Source organism: Rhodococcus sp. P4_B6, from assembly GCF_056402215.1.
In genome coordinates this window covers 1-17387 of the sequence record NZ_JBFUHV010000179.1, presented here as the reverse complement: position 1 = coordinate 17387, position 17387 = coordinate 1, and the positions used below count along the sequence as shown (strand labels likewise).

The 17387-nt window shown below is 62.4% G+C and carries 13 protein-coding genes and 1 pseudogene; 9 read left to right on the top strand and 5 right to left on the bottom strand.

What is annotated here, in order from left to right; all coding sequences use genetic code 11:
* A pseudogene (locus tag AC1DWT_RS42470) lies at nt 1-259 on the top strand (TetR/AcrR family transcriptional regulator); the annotation flags it as partial.
* A gap of 843 nt (nt 260-1102) precedes the next feature.
* Here AC1DWT_RS42470 and AC1DWT_RS42465 read toward each other — a convergent pair.
* A complete protein-coding gene (locus AC1DWT_RS42465; protein ID WP_241031862.1) occupies nt 1103-2281 on the bottom strand; it encodes a CynX/NimT family MFS transporter in 1179 nt (392 codons plus the stop codon).
* 126 nt (nt 2282-2407) lie between these two features.
* On the opposite strand from AC1DWT_RS42465, the gene AC1DWT_RS42460 reads away from it, so the two are divergent.
* Both AC1DWT_RS42460 and AC1DWT_RS42455 read left to right on the top strand, forming a co-directional pair.
* Entirely contained in the window at nt 2408-3073 is a 666-nt protein-coding gene (locus AC1DWT_RS42460; protein WP_164065310.1) for a FadR/GntR family transcriptional regulator, read from the top strand.
* 231 nt (nt 3074-3304) lie between these two features.
* The gene (locus AC1DWT_RS42455) at nt 3305-3658 is read left to right on the top strand and encodes a VOC family protein (protein ID WP_477925320.1); all 354 of its coding nucleotides are present in this window, start codon (nt 3305-3307) and stop codon (nt 3656-3658) included.
* 484 nt (nt 3659-4142) lie between these two features.
* Here AC1DWT_RS42455 and fdhD read toward each other — a convergent pair whose 3' ends face one another.
* The 3 genes from fdhD to AC1DWT_RS42440 form a co-directional block, all read right to left on the bottom strand.
* A complete protein-coding gene (gene fdhD, locus AC1DWT_RS42450) occupies nt 4143-4970 on the bottom strand; it encodes a formate dehydrogenase accessory sulfurtransferase FdhD (RefSeq protein ID WP_477925318.1) in 828 nt (275 codons plus the stop codon).
* Nucleotides 4970-7273 (bottom strand): FdhF/YdeP family oxidoreductase, encoded by a 2304-nt coding sequence (locus AC1DWT_RS42445; RefSeq protein ID WP_477925316.1) that lies wholly within the window; start codon nt 7271-7273, stop codon nt 4970-4972. Before AC1DWT_RS42445 ends, fdhD begins: the two co-directional genes overlap by 1 nt.
* A gap of 81 nt (nt 7274-7354) precedes the next feature.
* Nucleotides 7355-8269 (bottom strand): LysR family transcriptional regulator, encoded by a 915-nt coding sequence (locus AC1DWT_RS42440; protein ID WP_133987626.1) that lies wholly within the window; start codon nt 8267-8269, stop codon nt 7355-7357.
* Between the two features lie 729 nt (nt 8270-8998).
* Between AC1DWT_RS42440 and AC1DWT_RS42435 the strand changes: the two genes are divergently transcribed.
* From AC1DWT_RS42435 to AC1DWT_RS42420, 4 genes are all read left to right on the top strand, one after another.
* A complete protein-coding gene (locus AC1DWT_RS42435; RefSeq protein ID WP_477925322.1) occupies nt 8999-12307 on the top strand; it encodes a protein kinase domain-containing protein in 3309 nt (1102 codons plus the stop codon).
* 262 nt (nt 12308-12569) lie between these two features.
* Nucleotides 12570-13016: an RES family NAD+ phosphorylase gene (locus AC1DWT_RS42430; RefSeq protein WP_477925313.1), complete on the top strand. Its 447-nt coding sequence runs from the start codon at nt 12570-12572 to the stop codon at nt 13014-13016.
* Between the two features lie 252 nt (nt 13017-13268).
* The gene (locus AC1DWT_RS42425; protein WP_317571288.1) at nt 13269-14030 is read left to right on the top strand and encodes an NADPH-dependent F420 reductase; all 762 of its coding nucleotides are present in this window, start codon (nt 13269-13271) and stop codon (nt 14028-14030) included.
* Nucleotides 14031-14151: 121 nt separating this feature from the next.
* Nucleotides 14152-14319 carry a hypothetical protein gene (locus tag AC1DWT_RS42420; protein WP_477925311.1) on the top strand — a complete coding sequence of 56 codons (168 nt, stop codon included), beginning with the start codon at nt 14152-14154 and terminating at the stop codon, nt 14317-14319.
* A 252-nt stretch (nt 14320-14571) separates the two neighbouring features.
* Here AC1DWT_RS42420 and AC1DWT_RS42415 read toward each other — a convergent pair whose 3' ends face one another.
* On the bottom strand, nt 14572-15582 hold the full coding sequence (locus AC1DWT_RS42415) for an NADP-dependent oxidoreductase (protein WP_477925309.1): 1011 nt from the start codon (nt 15580-15582) through the stop codon (nt 14572-14574).
* Between the two features lie 187 nt (nt 15583-15769).
* Between AC1DWT_RS42415 and AC1DWT_RS42410 the strand changes: the two genes are divergently transcribed.
* Together AC1DWT_RS42410 and AC1DWT_RS42405 are read left to right on the top strand one after the other, a co-directional pair.
* Complete coding sequence (locus AC1DWT_RS42410; RefSeq protein WP_477925307.1) at nt 15770-16786, top strand: polysaccharide deacetylase family protein; 1017 nt, start codon at nt 15770-15772, stop codon at nt 16784-16786.
* A 52-nt stretch (nt 16787-16838) separates the two neighbouring features.
* Nucleotides 16839-17387 (top strand): AMP-binding protein (locus AC1DWT_RS42405; RefSeq protein ID WP_477925305.1); only part of this gene is annotated, 549 nt, incomplete at its 3' end.

The following is a 17387-nucleotide window of genomic DNA, read 5'->3' as shown; positions in this document are numbered from 1 at the left end:
CAAGAACGAGCACGCGTTTCCCGAAACGGATCGTCGGCGCATCCGACGAGCGATGAATATGTACGCCGAGGAGTGGATTTCGACAGTCTCGTCGCTGCGGCCCGAGCTGTCGGATCCGGAGGTGCGCCTGCTCACGCAGGCGGTGTTCTCGATGTTGAATACCGTACCCACCCTCAACAAAGGGCTTGACCAGGAGTCGATCGTCAAGACAATGTCGACTGCGGCGGTTCAGGCATTGATCTCGCCTCGAGCCGAGTGAGGTCGGACCCACCCGGATTGATAAGGTGCCTACGAAACGTCGCGATAGCAGCGGGTACTGGGCTGTGAGTCGATCCCCGTTCAATTAGATATCCTGATTGAACGGGGTTTGGCGTTTGATCGTCGTCGATCGGGCGAAGGCGGCTTCCGCCTGTGTCGGCCGCTTCAGTCTCGACCTCGAAGTTTCAAATGTGCTGTTGCACAATCAGTCTAGGCAGCTGGTTGATCCTCAATGCGGCATTTGCAACGGAACGACTTCATAGGGCCCGCCCGGGTGTCGCGCAATGACGGGATTCGCGCCCTTCCGTGCGGAAGTGTCTGGCCGGACCGGTAAACGTGGTGGTGCGGCGCCAGAAGGCGACGTCGTCTTCAGGGCAAACTATTACACCTTCGGCCCCGGGCGACGTCGACGAGGACGGTGCGACCGCCTAGGGGCGGACCCGGTATGGGTAGTCCGCTGCCATGGTCAGTCTTGGTGAGTGAGCGCCAGTCCGGCTCCACGCGCGTACGTCGCCGCGGAGACGATCACCGGCTTTGTGGACACCATCCTGCGCCGAGAATGCCCATGCCGAAACCGGAGATTTACTGCGGTGTCCCGCACGCTGCGAGAGGCGCCCCTGGGGTTCACGCCGGCGCCATTCAACTCTGGCTTAATCCAATGCGCATCGAGCCCGGGCCTTATCCAACGTTCGATGAAGCTACTCCGGGCGGGGCGCACGGCTACGTGCATGCGGACCTACTGACGACCGCCCGCGACGGCTTGCTTTACGAACTCGCCCTCGTTGACCGCCCGACGCAGTCCTGAGCGAGATCCGACACGGCAAGCGGCCGCGGGCGGCACGGGTCAGACGTACCGGTTACGTCCGGCCAAGGCGCCGGTGACGATTTGAACGGTGCACACCGCAAGAAACAGGATCCAAGAAGCGGTCCATCGATGCGTCAGCTCATGGAGAAGCCCGAAGAACAGGGGGCCCGCGCTGGCGATCAAGTACCCGAATCCTTGAGCCATTCCTGATAGCTGAACCGTTTCTCCCGTAGTCTTCGTCCGGAGGGCGATGACAGTGAGAGCCAGTGCAAAGACGCTCTGTCCGACACCGATGGCAATGCTCCAGATCAGTGGATGGGAGGCCGGGGCGACCATGGCCCCCACCGCGCCAATCACGCCGACCGTGCTGAGGCCGACGATCCACGCACTCTGGCTGCGTTTGCGCGCGGCTAGAGGGGCGATCACTAATGCAATTGGAACGCCGATCAATGCCGACATCCCCACGATTATCCCAGCCTGCAGTTTTGGCACGCCTGCATCAATAAAAACCTGTGGCAACCAACCCATTACGATGTATGCCATGAATGATTGACTGCCGAAGAACAGCGTGACGGTCCAAGCTAACCGGTTGCGAAGGAGCGATCGGCGCGTCTCAGACACTTGAGCTTGTACCCACGTAGCACCGTGTCGCCGCGCCGCCAGTACCCACACCACTAGGGCGGTGACTGCAAGTGCGGCCCAAATCGCCAGGGCAGGCCGCCATCCGCCCAGCGGTTGTTCCAGACCCGGGGTCAGCGCCGAGCCTATTGCTGCGCCGCCTTGAAGGGCTGCGGTGTAGATCCCTGTCATCAGGCCGATCTTGGCCGGAAACGAACCCTTGATAACGACTGGGATCAGCACATTCACCAACGCAATGCCGGCGCAGGCCACGAGGCTCGCTCCAAGAACCAAGGCCGGCCCGTCGAGGGCCCTCACGGCGAGACCGACTGTAATCATGACAAGAGAGCACGAGATCGCGCGACCCAACCCGAGATGGGTAGCCAGCCTCGGGGCTGCCAAGCCTGCGGCAGCGAAGCATAAGACAGGCAAAGTGGTGAGCACGCCTGCCCAGGCCGCCGAAACGGCTAAGTCCTGTTGCATGTCGCCCAGTAGTGGGGCCACGCTCGTCACCGCGGACCGCAGGTTTAACGCCGTGAGGATGACGGCTATGGCAAGCAAGGTGCCGCCAGCCAGCGCGGGCACGGGGCTCGCCCGCATCTCGATCGCACCGTCGATCTCCAGCGCCACGTTGTCGGCGTAGTCATTTTGTCGCTTTATTCGCTGCATCGGCCTCATTTTTGGTATCGTTGCATACATCCCATCATTGGATGAAAGGTTGTTTGTGTGGTGTTGAGCACCGTTCGACGAGCCGGTCTAGTCGACCAAGTCATCGCGCAGATCAGAGTGGGAATCACAAAGGGGGACTGGCCAGTCGGGCAACGCATCCCGAATGAAACAGAACTCGTACAGACTCTTGGTGTCGGCCGCAATACGGTGCGTGAGGCGGTCCGCGGTCTAGCTCATGCAGGAATCCTCGAGGTTCGGCAGGGCGACGGGACCTATGTCCGCGCCACCAGCGAGGTGTCCGGGGCGCTGGGGCGGCTGTGCGGCACCGAGCTGGAAGAGATTCTGCAGGTTCGGCGTGGACTGGAGGTCGAAGGCGCCAGGCTCGCCGCGAGTAATCGCACCGACGAAGAACTAGCCGAACTGCGCGCACTGTTGGCGAAGAGCCATCACGTTGCAGGCGGACCCCTCGATGAGGCTGCCGCCGCCGACGCCGAGTTTCACTTGGCCGTGGTGCGCTGCTCGCATAACACGATCTTGATTGAGTTATACCAGGGCTTAATTGAAGCCGTCGCGGCCAGTGTCGAGGCCACCGCAGACATCCCGGGGCATGAAGTCGTCCACACTGCATTGATCGAGCACATCGCCGCCGGCGACCACACTCGGGCCGCCCAGGCTGCGGGCACGCTTGTGGACCACATGCTGTTCGGGGTGAGACGACGCTAGGAAGGCACCGTTACGGCATCGGGGGCGGAAGATGAAGGAAGGGTGTCGAACTCGGTGTTGGTGAGCGCAATAGTCGTCGCTCATGCGCAGGATTTGTCGTACCGGCTGCGGTTGAAGCCGGGCACACGGTGATGACCATCTGTCTCAGTAACGGCGGGGTGCGTGCCGGCCCGACCCTGCCTGACTCCGTCACAAGGCCCGGAATGACCGAGAATTACATGGGAGGCACCGTTGAGCGAGCATGAAGTGCGAATGATCGTCCTGTCGACCGACAACTTGGACGAATCGATCCGGTTTTACTGCGAGACCCTGGGAATGCCGTTGAAGTTCCGCGACGGGGACCACTTCGCGGCCCTCGATGGAGGGACTGTCACTGTCGCGTTGGCGACTGCGGTGGACCATCCCATACCCGGGCAGGTTGTCGTCGGCATTAGGACAGTCGATGTCGACACTGCGGCGAAGGCCATAGAAGCCAGCGGTGGTGGCATTGTGGGAGGCCCGTATGACGACGGACATGAACGCCGTGCAGTGGGCTACGACAATAACGGCAACGGCTTGGTGTTCTACAGTCCGCTAACCCGATAAGATTTCGCCGCCACACCGGCGCTACGGACCGAGGTCATCTGCAATACTTCGCTGTGCGCGCACCGGCCAATTCGCAGATTAGCTATGCAACAAAGGTGAACAGACTCCGCGTCTCCTTCGGAGGCTGCGCTGTCTGCCCCATACCGCTTATGTCTGAAAACGCGAGGGAGTAACACGAGAGGATTGTCGGTACTCGAAACGCTGGTGGAAGGCGAGGACGGATGTCAGCGTCGCCGAAGTGATCGGAATGCCCACGAGTGCCGACCCTCGACGCGTTCGCATGACGACATGCGTCCACAGGATACTCGCGGAGCTCGCCGAAGCCAGTTGTGTACGACGGCACGGCCCCTGGGTCGAGTACACGTTTGACCGGTTCGTCTCCTGGGGCCCACGACACCTGTCCAACATCGGCGCAGTTGACCTTGCCGCGCCTCTCCGCGCAGAACTCGCGGCCGAAGCCCGCGGGCCCGTGCATTTCACGTGGTCAGCCCTGCACTACCCGATGGGTGTGGGTGTAGAGGTTCATGTTCTGGCCGCGAAGAAACCCCACGAGTGTTAGTCCTGTTTCGTCTGCGAGGTCGACAGCGAGTGACGACGGCGCGGAGACAGCGGCAAGTATGGGTATGCCTGCCATTGCGGCCTTTTGGGCGAGTTCGAACGAGGCGCGACCGCTGACCATGAGGATGCTGCCCCTGCAGGGGATGCGGTGTTGAGCGATTGCCCAGCCGACGACCTTGTCGACGGCATTGTGTCGGCCGATATCTTCGCGGAGGGCGAGTAACTGCCCGTACTGATCGAAAAGTGCGGCTGCATGTAAGCCACCGGTGCTGTCGAATACTTTCTGCGACTGGCGTAGCCGGTCGGGCAGCGTCGCCAGAACATCGACATGCACCGTGGTGGTGTCCTCGGCTGGGAAATGGACCGTCGCGAGGCGAACGGCGTCGAGCGATGCTTTCCCACATACTCCGCATGAGGAGGTTGTGTAGAAGTTGCGTTCGACACCGGGTTGAGGTGGGGGGATGCCCTCGGTGAGGGTGATGTCGAGGACGTTGTAGGTGTTGAGGCCGTTGTCGTCCACTCCGTCGCAGTAGCGGRCAGAAGCGACGTCGTCACCGCTGTTGATGACTCCTTCAGTGAGGAGGAAGCCGTGCGCGAGTTCGACATCGTGGCCCGGGGTGCGCATCGTGACCGCGAGCGGGGAGGCTCCGACGCGGATTTCGAGTGGTTCCTCGACAACGAGTGTGTCGGGCCGAGATGTGGAGTTCGGTCCACGCACGCGCACGATGGGGCGGCGGGTGGTGATGCGTCCCATCAGGGTCGGTGCTCGAGCCGAATCAGGACGGCTTTGCTGACGGGTGTGTTGGATTTGTCTGCGACGTGGTCGAGGGGAATGAGGGGGTTGGTTTCGGGGTAGTAGGCGGCGGCGTTGCCGACAGGCGTGGGGTAGGCGACGAGTCGGAAGTTGTCGGCTCGTCGTTCTTCGATGGACCCGCTCCGGTTCTTCCATTCGGAAATCAAGTCGACGTGGTCGCCGTCTCGGTATCCGAGTTTCTTGATGTCGCGGGTGTTGACGAACAGAACTCGCCGGCCGCCTTTGACGCCGCGGTAGCGGTCGTCGAGACCGTAGATGGTGGTGTTGTACTGGTCGTGACTTCGCATGGTCTGCAACATGAGTCGGCCAGGCGGAACAGGTAGCCACACGAGGTCGTTGACGGCAAAGTTCGCTTTCCCAGTCTTCGTCTGGAACGTGCGTGAGTCTCGCGGCGGGTGGGGGAGTCCGAACCCTTCTTTCTGTCGGACCTTGGTGTTGAAGCCCTCAAAGCCGGGCACGACGCGTGAGATCGCGTCCCGGATGAGGTCGTAGTCGGCGGTGAACGATGTCCACGGCACGGGATGGCCGGGGCCGAACAGCGTCTCGGCGATGCCGCAGACGATGGCGACTTCGGAGCGCATGTGGATACCCGACGGGGTGAGACTTCCGCGGGAACGGTGGACCATCGACATCGAATCCTCGACGGTCACGAACTGCTTGCCAGTCGCCTGGACGTCCTTGTCGGTGCGGCCGAGCGACGGCAGAATGAGTGCGGTGCGGCCGTGAACGAGATGGCTCCGGTTGAGTTTTGTGGACACCTGGACGGTCAGCGAACAGTTCCGGAGGGCGGCCTCTGTGACGTCGGTGTCGGGCGTGGCGGACACGAAATTGCCACCCATTGCCATGAACACCGAGGCTCGCCGTTGTCGCATGGCGCGGATGGAGTCGACGGCGTCGAGGCCGTGTTCTCGTGGTGAGGTGATGTCAAATTCGGTGTCGAGGGCGGCGAGGAACGATTCTGGCATCTTCTCCCAGATGCCCATGGTGCGGTCGCCTTGGACGTTGGAGTGCCCGCGGACGGGGCATACCCCGGCTCCGGGTTTGCCGATCATGCCGCGCATCAGCAGCAGGTTCACTGCTTCTTCGATCGTGGCCACACCGTGTGTTTGCTGGGTCAGCCCCATCGCCCAGCAGATGATGGTGGCGTTCGACTCGATCAGAGCCTGGGCTGTGTCGTGGAGTTGTTCGATTGTCAGGCCGGTGGCGTCGACGACCGTGTCGAGATCGACTCTGCGGATGTGATCGAGCCATGCGTCGAACCCCGCGGTGTGGCGGTCGATGAAGGGGCGGTCGAGGACGGTGCCTGGTGCGGCGTCCTCGGCGGCGACGAGCAGTTTGGCCAACCCCTGGAAGAGGGCCATGTCGCCGCCGATGCGGATCTGCAGGAAGTCGTCGGAGATCGCGGCTCCGTCGCCGATGACACCATGAACCTTCTGTGGGTCTTTGAACCGCAGTAGTCCGGCTTCGGGGAGCGGGTTGATGGCGATAACCCGGGCGCCGTTGGATTTGGCTTTTTCGAGTGTGGAGAGCATGCGTGGATGGTTGGTGCCCGGGTTCTGGCCGGCGATGAGAATGAGGTCGGCATTCTCGATATCCGGAACGGATACCGATCCTTTGCCGATGCCGATCGAGGCGGTCAGTGCGCTGCCGGACGATTCGTGACACATGTTCGAACAGTCGGGCAGGTTGTTGGTGCCGAACGAGCGAATCAGTAACTGGTAGAGGAACGCTGCTTCATTAGACGTTCGGCCGGAGGTGTAGAAGATCGCCTCATGTGGGCTACCCAGCGCGTTCAGTTCGTCTGCGATGATGCGGTTCGCGTCATCCCATTCGATTGGTTCGTAGTGTGTGGTGCCTGGGCGTAGCACCATCGGGTGGGTGAGGCGTCCCTGCTGCCCGAGCCAGTACTCGGTGCGGCCGAGGAGATCGTCAACGGAGTGCGTGGCGAAGAAGTCTGGGCCGACGGTCCGCTTGGTGGCTTCTTCGGCGACGGCCTTGGCGCCGTTCTCGCAGAATTCGGCGTGCTTGCGGTGGCCGGGTGTTTCCGGCCAGGCGCAGCCGGGACAGTCGAAACCTTTGCGCTGATTGAGTTTGGCGAGAGAGGCAGCGGTGCGCGTCGCACCCATCTGTGACATGCCGCGTTGAAGTGATACGAGCACCGCCGGTACGCCTGCGGCGTACTGCTTGTTCTTCGTCACGACGATGCTGTGCTCGTCGTATTCGTAGTCGTCTCGACGAGCCATCAGCAGTGCAGCCTTCCCCAGGTTTACAGACAGTCGGTCGAGGGTGCACCACGGATATGGGTGGTGTCCAAGATGCCCGTCCTACTGGTCGATAGGCGTCGCCGATGATGTCTGGTCGAGGACCGAAGCCGTCGCTTCAAGAGCCTGAATGAGGAGGGACGACGGGTCTTCTGCGCGGGTGATCAACCCGACCACTGGAGCTGTGCGACCTTCGATGAGTGGAGTGGACCGGAGGCCAGGTGGTTCACCGAATACTTTGAACCACACCTGAGGTACCACGGCGGCCCACTGCCCGGTCTTGACGTGGGCATAGAGGGAAGCGATGGAATCGGTTTCGACTTGTGCGGTGTGGACTGCTCCGTCGTCGGCGAAATAGTCGTCGAGGATGCGCCTGCCGCGCATGATCGACGGCAAAGTGCACATCGGCAACGTCGACGCTTCGCGCCAGGAGATGTCGGCGCGGCGCGGGCGGGTCGGATCGTCGGCGGTCAATAGTGCGTATCGCTCGCGATAGAGCGGGAAAGCGTGGTAGCGCAGGGCGATGTCGTCGTCGAGGTAGGTGATGCCGCCGTCGAGCTCGAAGCGATCGAGCCGAGCTGTGATTTCGCTCGAAGACAGGTCTTCGGTGAGACGCACCGTGATGAGGGGGTGCCTCACACACAATGGGCTCGACAGGTCGGCGACTGTCGCGGATGCGGTGGGAATGACCCCTATTCGGAGGGTGCCGGTGACGCCCGACCGTAGGCTGGCGGCCTCGTGCAGGAGTGATTCCTGGTTGGCAAGAATTCTTTGAGCCCAACGTACGATCTGCTCGCCCTCCACTGTGAGGCCTTCGAACTTGTGGCCTCGAACGATCAGCGGCAGATCGAGTTCGATCTCCAGTTTGCGGATCGCCTCCGACAAGGCCGGTTGAGAGACAGCACATGCATCCGCTGCGCGAGTGAAGTGCTTCTCGCGCGAGAGAACGACGAGGTACTCGAGCTGCCGGAACTGCACAGCATAATCTTCTCATCCCGTCTCGCTCCCGGTGGAGGCGGCGAAGCTTTGCGGCCAGATAGCCAAGTATCGGATGCGTCGCTCACGCCAGGGAGGCATATCGGTCTGCATCTCGAAATAGATTGTTGTACAGGGTTTATCCGCCGCGATTGCATGGTCTACACACAGGAACCTCAGTGGAGACGGAGACGGTGAGTCTCGCGGTAAGCGGTCTTCGAATCAAACGTCCTGATCAACAGAGTGCGCACCTACCGCGAGTTAAAGCCCAGGTTGACTGCGTGCACAGGCTCGTGCAGGGCCTTGCGCATCAGTCGACCGACCGATCGATCGTTTGGCCTACCCGGCTGGATCGGAAATGCGGACCGTGTGCGCCGACAATCTCATCGGGGGGCGATCGTCGAGATCTGCCCCACAGTGATCACGCGAGAAGAACCGGCGATCGAGAGGTCAGAGTGGCCTGAGCGCGAGCGCACCCATTGGTGTCAAGGCCATCTCTCGCGCATCGCTGGCCGTGGTCTACTCCCAGTCCAGTCTGGCCGTTTCGGGCATCGTGGTGACAGGGCTTCCCCTGGCGACTGCAACGGAACCAGACGGTCGGTATCGATGATTTGATCAACATAAGTGCCCGACTCGATGCCAGGTGGAGCTACCCTGAGTGCACATCATTGAGGGACAAGGAAATGCTGTGTCTTCGGGAGACCGTCGGATCGAGTGAATCGCCAGCTGCGCATGGCAAATGGTGATCCGCTCGAGACTCAGCGTGACGTGGCGTCCGCCGTCGTCGCGGAGTTGACCACGGCAGGGTTTGCGGAGGTCCATGCAATCGGACATGGCGGCTTCGGTCTTGTCTACCGTTGCGGGCAGCCCTCGCTGGACCGCACTGTCGCGGTGAAGGTCCTCACCGCCAACCTGGACGAAGACAACCGGGCACGGTTCTTTCGAGAACAGCGGGCGATGGGCCGCCTTACGGGTCACCCGAACATCGCTAACGTGCTCCACATTGGAACCACAACCAGTGGTCGGCCCTACATCGTGATGCAATACCACTCGCACGGATCGTTGGACACCCGAATCCGCCGGCAGGGCCGACTTGAATTAGACGAGGCTCTGCGATTCGGAGTGAAGTTGGCCGGCGCGCTCGAGACCGCCCACCGTCTCGGCATCCTCCATCGAGACGTAAAGCCGGGGAATATCCTGATCACCGACTACGACGAGCCGGCCCTGACTGACTTCGGCATCGCGCATTTTGCTGGGGGATTCGAGACCTCGACGGGCATTATCACCGGATCCCCGGCTTTCACAGCCCCCGAGGTCCTCAAGGGAGAGGAGCCGCCCAGCGCGGCCTCCGACATCTACAGTCTCGGCGCGACCTTGTTCTCGGCCGTGACAGGGCACGCAGCTTTTGAACGTCACAGCGGCGAGCAAGTAGTCGCACAGTTCCTCCGCATCACCACCCAACCTGTACCAGATCTCCGTGAGCAGGGAATTCCGGATGATGTCAGCGCGGCCATCGAACACGCGATGTCAGAAGATCCTCGGGAGCGTCCCCTCAGCGCGGCGCAGTTCGGTGACGAATTACGCCAGAGTCAGCTCGCTCACGATTTTCCGGTCGAAGAGATGGACCTGCTCGCCGAACCAGGCGCGAAGCGCTCCGAACAAGACCTACCAAGAGCCCGTCGCCGCTCCACTGCCGGCCTGCTCCACAATGCGATCCCGCCGTCAACACGGGGAGCGGCGGGAGATCTTCCCTTGGACCTCACTAGCTTCGTAGGCCGCCGTCGCGAGCTGACCGACGCAAAGGCGAAATTGTCTACTTACCGTCTGGTCACGTTGACTGGGATCGGCGGGGTCGGCAAAACGCGCCTCGCGCTACGCGTTGCGACGGAGGCGCGGCGCGGGTTCACCGGCGGTGTGAGACTGGTCGAGCTTGGTGAACTGAACGAGCGGTCACTGCTCGTGGATGCGGTCGCTGCGGCGGTCGGCATACGCGATCGGTCGGCACGACCACTTGAACGCGTAATTGCGGAGTACCTCGCCACACGCAACCTTCTGCTCGTTCTCGACAACTGTGAGCGTTTGGTGGATGCAGTCGCCACGCTCGCCGGGAAACTGCTTCGGACCTGTCCCGAGCTTCGGATTTTGGCCACGAGCCGGGAGGCCCTCGGTATCGAAGGGGAAGCTGTGCTGCGCGTACCGCCGCTGACGATTCCCGACACGGACGATGAGTCGTCCCTGCGCGGGCTTCCCCAGTACGACGCCGTGACGCTGTTCATGGAACGTGCCGCCGCCGCGGTGTCCGGGTTCGAGTTGACCGAGGACAACCGGATTACGGTAGCGCACATCTGCCGTGCACTTGAAGGCCTACCCCTGCCGATCGAGTTGGCGGCCGCGCGGTTGCGGGCGATGTCCGCCGATCAAATCGCCGAACGACTGAATGACCGGTACAAACTGCTGACCCTGGGAAGTCGTGGAGCGCCGAGGCGCCAACAGACGCTGCGGTTGTCAATGGACTGGAGTTACGACCTGTGCAGTTCCCCGGAACAGCGGCTGTGGGAACGCTTGTCGGTATTCGCCGGAACCTTCGAATTGGATGCGGCGGAGGGCATTTGCGAGGGAGAGGTGGCTCCTGAGGATCTGCTCGACATGCTGACGGCGTTAGTYGACAAGTCGATCCTGATCAGGGACGCTCCGGGCGGAGTGGTCCGTTTCCGCCTTCTCGAGACGGTGCGTGACTACGGCCGACACAAAGCAGAGCAGTCCGGCGACTACCAGGCGTTGCGCTGGCGGCACCGGGATTGGTACGAGAAGCTGGCACTGACAGCGGAGGCGGAGTGGGTCAGTTCCCAGCAGTTGAAATGGATCGCACGTCTCGGGCGCGAGCAGTCGAATCTCCGTGAGGCGATGACGCTGTGCCTGTCCGAGGCTGGCGATACCGACACCGAGGCCGGGCTGCGGATCGCAGCCGCGCTCTATCCCTTCTGGCTTACCCGCGGCATGCTAACCGAGGGACGGTACTGGCTCGACCGCGCCCTAGCCTGCCATCCCCGGAAGTCCACCGCTACACGCGTAAAAGCCCTGTACTACAGCAGTGTGCTGTCCGAACTGCAGGGCGACATCCCCGCGGCGACCGCCCTGGTCGAGGAGGGGCGATCCGTGGCTGAGCAAATCGACGATCCGATGACGCATGCACTCGTCGCCCAAGCCGAAGGACTACTCGCGATCAACAACAGCGACCTTCAGCGCGCGAGCGGACTTCTGGAAGAAGCCCGCAATATTTACGCGACACTGAACGATGACCATCGGAAGGTTGCAGTTCTGTACCTGCTGGGTTTGGCATACGGACTGCGTGAGGACATTCCGCGGGCGATGGCATGTCATGAGAAGGTAATCGCGATGACGGAAAACCTGGGCGAGTCGATATATCGCTCGTATTCGTTGTGGTCCATGGGCGTTGGGGTGTGGCAGCAGGGAGATTCAAATCGTGCCGCCCGCTTGTTTGAACAGAGTTTGCGGCTCGGCCGACTGGCGGACGATCAAATTACCGTCACCGTGTGTCTGGAATCCCTCGCGTGGCTCTGTGACGAGCGCCGTGCAAAGCGTGCTGCGGTCCTTATGGGTGCCGCCGAGGAATTGGGGCACACCGTGGGCAGCTCGACGGTGATGTTCCCTCACCTCCTCGTCCACCATGAAGAGAACAAGCGCCGGATTCGCCATGCGCTCGGTGAGCGCGCCTTTCAGGCCGCCCACCGGGAAGGGCGGACGCTCGGAATTCAAGGTGCCATTGTTTATGCCCTGAGCGAGCCGCCCAGGGGCACGACGCCGCCCGCTGGTACCGCGACGAACCTGACCAAACGTGAATGGCAGGTCGCCGACCTTGTAGCCAAGGGATTGACCAACAGGGCGATCGCCGCCAGTCTCGTCATCTCGGACCGTACCGCCCAAGGCCACGTAGAACACATCCTGACCAAGCTCGGATTCACCTCACGAGCACAGATCGCGGCCTGGTTCGTTGACCAGACCCGACGCGAAGAACTCTGATCGTTCGAGCTCAATCAAGTTTGATGTGGGCGTGCAGGCTGCGGTTGAGACGGGAGCCCGAACAGGGGTGAGCGGTACAGGGGCGTCTTGGGAACGAATGGGGACGGCGGCGATCTTGGACAGTCCGTCCAGACCTCCGGCTTCGTACTGTTTGCGCCTGTCGTGACAGTTTGTCAGGAGACCTCGAACCGTTCGGGTACGTCGACGATGCGTGCGCCGTCACGCACCTCGGGGACGGCTCGTAGTCGGATCTCCACGGTCGGTGGCGCGTCCCGGTTACGGCATCTGGTACGGCGCCGTCAGTCCTCGCGGCGGGTTGGCCGAGGCGTTTCAGAGCGCCCGGGTGATCGACCGGCACCGCGGCGACCCGTATCTGACCGGGCTGCGATTCACCCGCCCGCTGAGACTGCTCGATGTGTCCGGCATCGGGGAGGGGGCGTGGSTGACCCGGGTCGGCGGCAACCACGCCCTCGACTCCGCCGCGCACGGCCGAACCCAGCACTGGGCCCGCACCATTCACCGGGCCCATGACGATCTCGATGGGATCGCCTACCGCGGCCGGTTCGCCGGCGGTGTCTGCATCGCGATCACCGAACGCGCCGCCGACGCGTTTCCTGCGCTGCCGGCGTTGTCGCTGCCGTTGTCGCATCCCGGGTTGTCCGGGCCGATCGACAGCGCGGCCTATCAGCTCGGCTACACCATCACCTGACGCTGCGACGCACGTGGGCGAACCGGTTGGGCACGCGGCACACGGCGTCCGGCGCCGGGGTCCGCGATGCTCACGCACGTGGCGCGGCGAGTAGGGCTCCCACCGCCACAACGCGAGTTCCAAGAGCAGCTCACGATGCACAGCGCGATCCGTGCCGCAATCGGGGTAGTCCACTCACCCACGAAGGACCGAGAAAGCGGACCGTCGGCCGTCTGAGTCGAACTGTCCAGTATTTGAATCAGTTCGAGCTGAATGCGCCCACGCGGAACTATCCGACGGTGTCCGTTGTTGACGCATACAGCAGTGGCGAAGTGTCGCGGCACTCGACGAAGGAGCACAAGAGATATGCGCATCGGAATCATCGGAGCTGGTCAGATCGGTGGCACGCTGACACGCAGGCTGACTGCGCTCGGTCACGATGTGCGCGTGTCGAACTCTCGGACACCCGACACCCTCGCAGACCTCGAGGCGGAGACCGGCGCAAAGGCGGTACTGAACACCGAAGCCGCCGAGGGTGCAGACCTGGTGATCGTGAGCATCCCGCAGAAGAACGTCGTGGACCTTCCCGCCGGGATCCTCGCCGGCGCTGCCGATGGTGCTCCGGTGATCGAGACCAACAACTATTACCCGCAGCAGCGAGACGGATTGATCGCCGCCATCGAAGACGGTCAGGTAGAAAGTGAATGGGTGCAAGAACATCTCGGAGTGCCGGTGTTCAAGGCATTCAATGGAATCTGGTGGAAGCACCTTCTCGAGAAGGGCCTACCGGAAGGGTCGAGCGGACGGATCGCGATCCCCGTGGCCGGCGACGACGCATTGCAGAAGCAGGTGGTATTCGATCTGATCAATCAGCTCGGCTTTGACCCTGTCGACGCGGGCACCGTCGAAGATTCCTGGCGTCAGCAGCCGGGAACCCCGGTTTACGGCAAGGATTTTGATCGGGAGGCGACGTTGAAGGCACTGGCGCAGGCAACGCCTGAGCGCACGGACGAGTGGCGTGCTGTGGCAGAGTGAGCGTTCGGTGTCGAGTGGCGGTTCCGAATAGGAAGACGCCGCTCGGCCGTTAGTCCTGGTGCGGAGCGCGCGCCCAGGACGGCATCGGTATCGCGGCTGCGGGGCGCTGGCGCCTGGTCCGGTGTACGGCCAGCCGCTGGGCAGCGTGCGGGCGGTACTCATTTCGGTGGCGTTGTTGCGGGTGGCGGACCCGGATCGGGACCTGGTCGACGATTCGGTCCCGCTGGCTCCCGGGGTGGCCTGCCTGCACAACACCGCATCGCGACCCGCGCTAGCCGCGATGTCCTGATTTGGCTCGTTGACGCACAACTTGTTGGACATGCACAATCGCTGAACGCCACTTCCGGTGCCGTCGCCCTCCGCAGCGCGTTCAAACACAAGGTCTGGCGCACTCGACTGCCCTTAATGCATACAGCTCCCAGGGACTCCACCAGCTCCCAGGCAAAAGTCGGCCGGATACCGCGTGCATGCGTCGGAGGCTGTATCCCGGCCGCGCGGTGACGGGATACGAACCTCCGACTGAGGTGGCTTCAGAGGCGGGCTACGCAGTCAGATCGATGATGAGCTTGCCTGGTTGGCCGTGGGAGAACGAGTCCGCGAAGGCGGCCGGCAGCTGCTCGAATCCGGGCAATACCGATTGCACGGCCTCCAACTGTCCGGAACTGATGAGTTCGGCGAGCGTGGCTTCAACCTCTGCCGCGCGGTCCATGTAGTCGAGCACGACGAATCCCTGTGTGAGGATTCGCTTGGTGAGAAGCTGTCCGAAATTTTTTGGGCCGGATGGTCGTTCGGTCAAGTTGTAGCCGTCGATCAGGCCACACAACGCGATGTGTGCGTGGTTGTTCAGCCGGGCGATCGATGCCTCGAACATCGGGCCCCCCGAGTTTTCGAAGAGGCGGTCGATGCCGTTCGGTGTTGCCGCCTCGAGCTGGTCCTGCCAATCAGGGGCCTTGCGGTCGACGACGGCGTCGGCGCCCAGTCGAGCCACCATCGAGCACTTCTCGGCGCCTCCTGCGATGCCGACAACCTGTGCGCCCGCCTGCTTCGCGAGCTGGACTGCCACGCTTCCGACTGCGCCGGAGGCGCCGGAGATCAAGACGGTGTGCCCTGGTTCCGGCCGCAGGATGTCGCACACTCCGGCCCACGCGGTCAGGCCCGTCATCCCGAGGACGCCAAGGTAGTGCTCCAAGGGAACGACCTCGCGTGATGCGATCCGGTCCCAGTCAGTGCCGGGCGAGCTGACGATCTGGTGCCGTTGCCAGCCGACAAAGCCACGAACGATGTCGCCCGAGGTGAAGTTGCTGTTGCGTGAGGCGGTCACGCGTGCCAGTCCGAAAGCGCGAACTGGCTCTCCGATTGCGACTGGCGGAAGATAACTCGGTCGGTCGTCGAGCCAGCCCCTGATGGCCGGATCGATCGAGATGAAGAGCGTCTCGAGTGCGACGTCGCCAGCCTCGAGTTCGGGCAGGGCGACGTCCTCCACGCGGAAGTCCTCCAAGCTCACGTGCCCGTGGGGGCGCTGCGCGAGGACGATCTGTTGTGATGAATTCACGGTGTGCTACTCCTTCGTCACCAACGACGGTAGAAGTCATGACAAGGCGAAACTTGGCCCTATGCGCACGGGATTCGAAGAGCGCGCACAGCGCGCATCTCGATGCCGAATGCGATGCGCCTGAGGAAAGCAGGTGCGCGCAAACAGCCAAGACGTGATGTCCATCACTTCATAGGGTCGGTGACAAATGGGCTTCGCGCCGAGGAGCCCTCCTGGTAGATCCGGAGTCAACGCAATGAATGACACACGCGCCGACCGACCTCTTAAGATTGCGGTCACGATCGATGACTTCRTCCTGTGGGACGGCGTTCCCATGCCGGACGACACGACTCCCACCGACATCACGCGKTCYGTGGCGAAAACGCTGAACGACTACGGACTCAAGGGCACCTACGGCTTCTCTCACACRTACCGGCTCGAGAACGAGCCAGAGCAAATCGAGGCCTTCGAGGCGTGGGCCGAAGCRGGCCATCACCTGGGTAACCACACTCACCAGCACGCTCCAYTGCGCTGGATGCCCGACGCGGCATTCCGACGCGATTTTGAGACGGCCGAGAAGTACATCGGTCATCTGATCGACGCCGCACCGTCGAAGTACTTCCGGTACCCCATGGACATGTCRTCAGGATCCGAACGACGTCGAGGGGAAGTCGAGAACTACCTCGCWGATCTCGGCTACCGCACTGCSCCGATCACCAGTTGGTTCAGTGATTTCGCGTTCATCATGCCKTACTTCCGCGCGATGACCCTAGGCGACAAGGACGTGCAGAAGCAGGTACGCGACCTGCACGTGTCGACCGCKGTTGACATGCTCTACMAGCACGCGGACACCGCGCAYACCCTGTTCGGTGCCGACGCGCCYCTCATCTGGCTYGTACACGGCACCACGATCTCTCGTGACACCCTCGCTCCGATCCTCGAGGCATTCCTCGAGCGTGGCGTGGAGTTCGTAGCCCTCGATGAGGCGATGAAGCATCCGGTGAACTTCGGGAAGCCGCCGTGTAATGAGAGCTTCACCAACCAGCTTCAGAGGTTCGCGCTTGCTGCGGGCTTGCCGAAACCTGAACTCGACGTCGAGCGGCTTGCCGAGATCCTGAACCTCGCGCCTATTCCCGGCCTCGACACGATGGCGACTTACGAAGAGCGCATGTTCAAGCCGTTGGCGAAGCGGGTGGGAGCTGAGTACGACTGGGATTGGTCCTGAGTCGGCAATCCACATTCACAACGTCACACCGTCATTATCTGAAAGCAGGATCATGCTCAACCTGGCCACCATGCTTGCCGACACTGCTCGACGCACTCCCRGCAGAACCGCTGTCATCGAAGGTGACCGAACCCTCACCTTCGGTGARATCGATGCGGCTGCGAACAGTGTTGCCCRWTWTCTTCTCTCMCKGGGGTTGCGCYCAGGCGACCGCGTTGCCCTGACGATCGCGAATGTTGTCGAGTTTCCGATTGTCTACTTCGGCATCCTCAAGGCCGGTGGAGCCGTCGTGCCGCTCAACACGATGCTCAAGCGGGAGGAGGTTGCCTACCACCTCCGTGACTCGGGCGCGACGGCGTACTTCTGTACCGTGCTGGGGCTCGACGACGAGGCGTGGCGCGGATTCCAGGACGTCGAGTCCTGTGAGCATCTGGTCACCCTTGGCTCCGCAGTGCTCGATGAGCCAGGCGTGGGAACTACCCTGGCTGACGCATTGGCCGAACACCCCGCGGAAGAGGTCCTGCAGGTGACCGAGGCAACGGACACAGCGGTGGTCCTGTACACGAGCGGGACGACCGGCAAGCCGAAGGGGGCGGAGCTC

What these genes read in the sequence shown, in the direction of transcription:
- AC1DWT_RS42465 (WP_241031862.1), bottom strand. Translation starts at nt 2,281, where the DNA reads ATGCGGGCGAGCCCCGTGCCCGCGCTGGCTGGCGGCACCTTGCTTGCC.
- AC1DWT_RS42445 (WP_477925316.1), bottom strand. Translation starts at nt 7,273, where the DNA reads ATGGCTCGTCGAGACGACTACGAATACGACGAGCACAGCATCGTCGTG.
- AC1DWT_RS42425 (WP_317571288.1), top strand. Translation starts at nt 13,269, where the DNA reads ATGCGCCCACGCGGAACTATCCGACGGTGTCCGTTGTTGACGCATACA.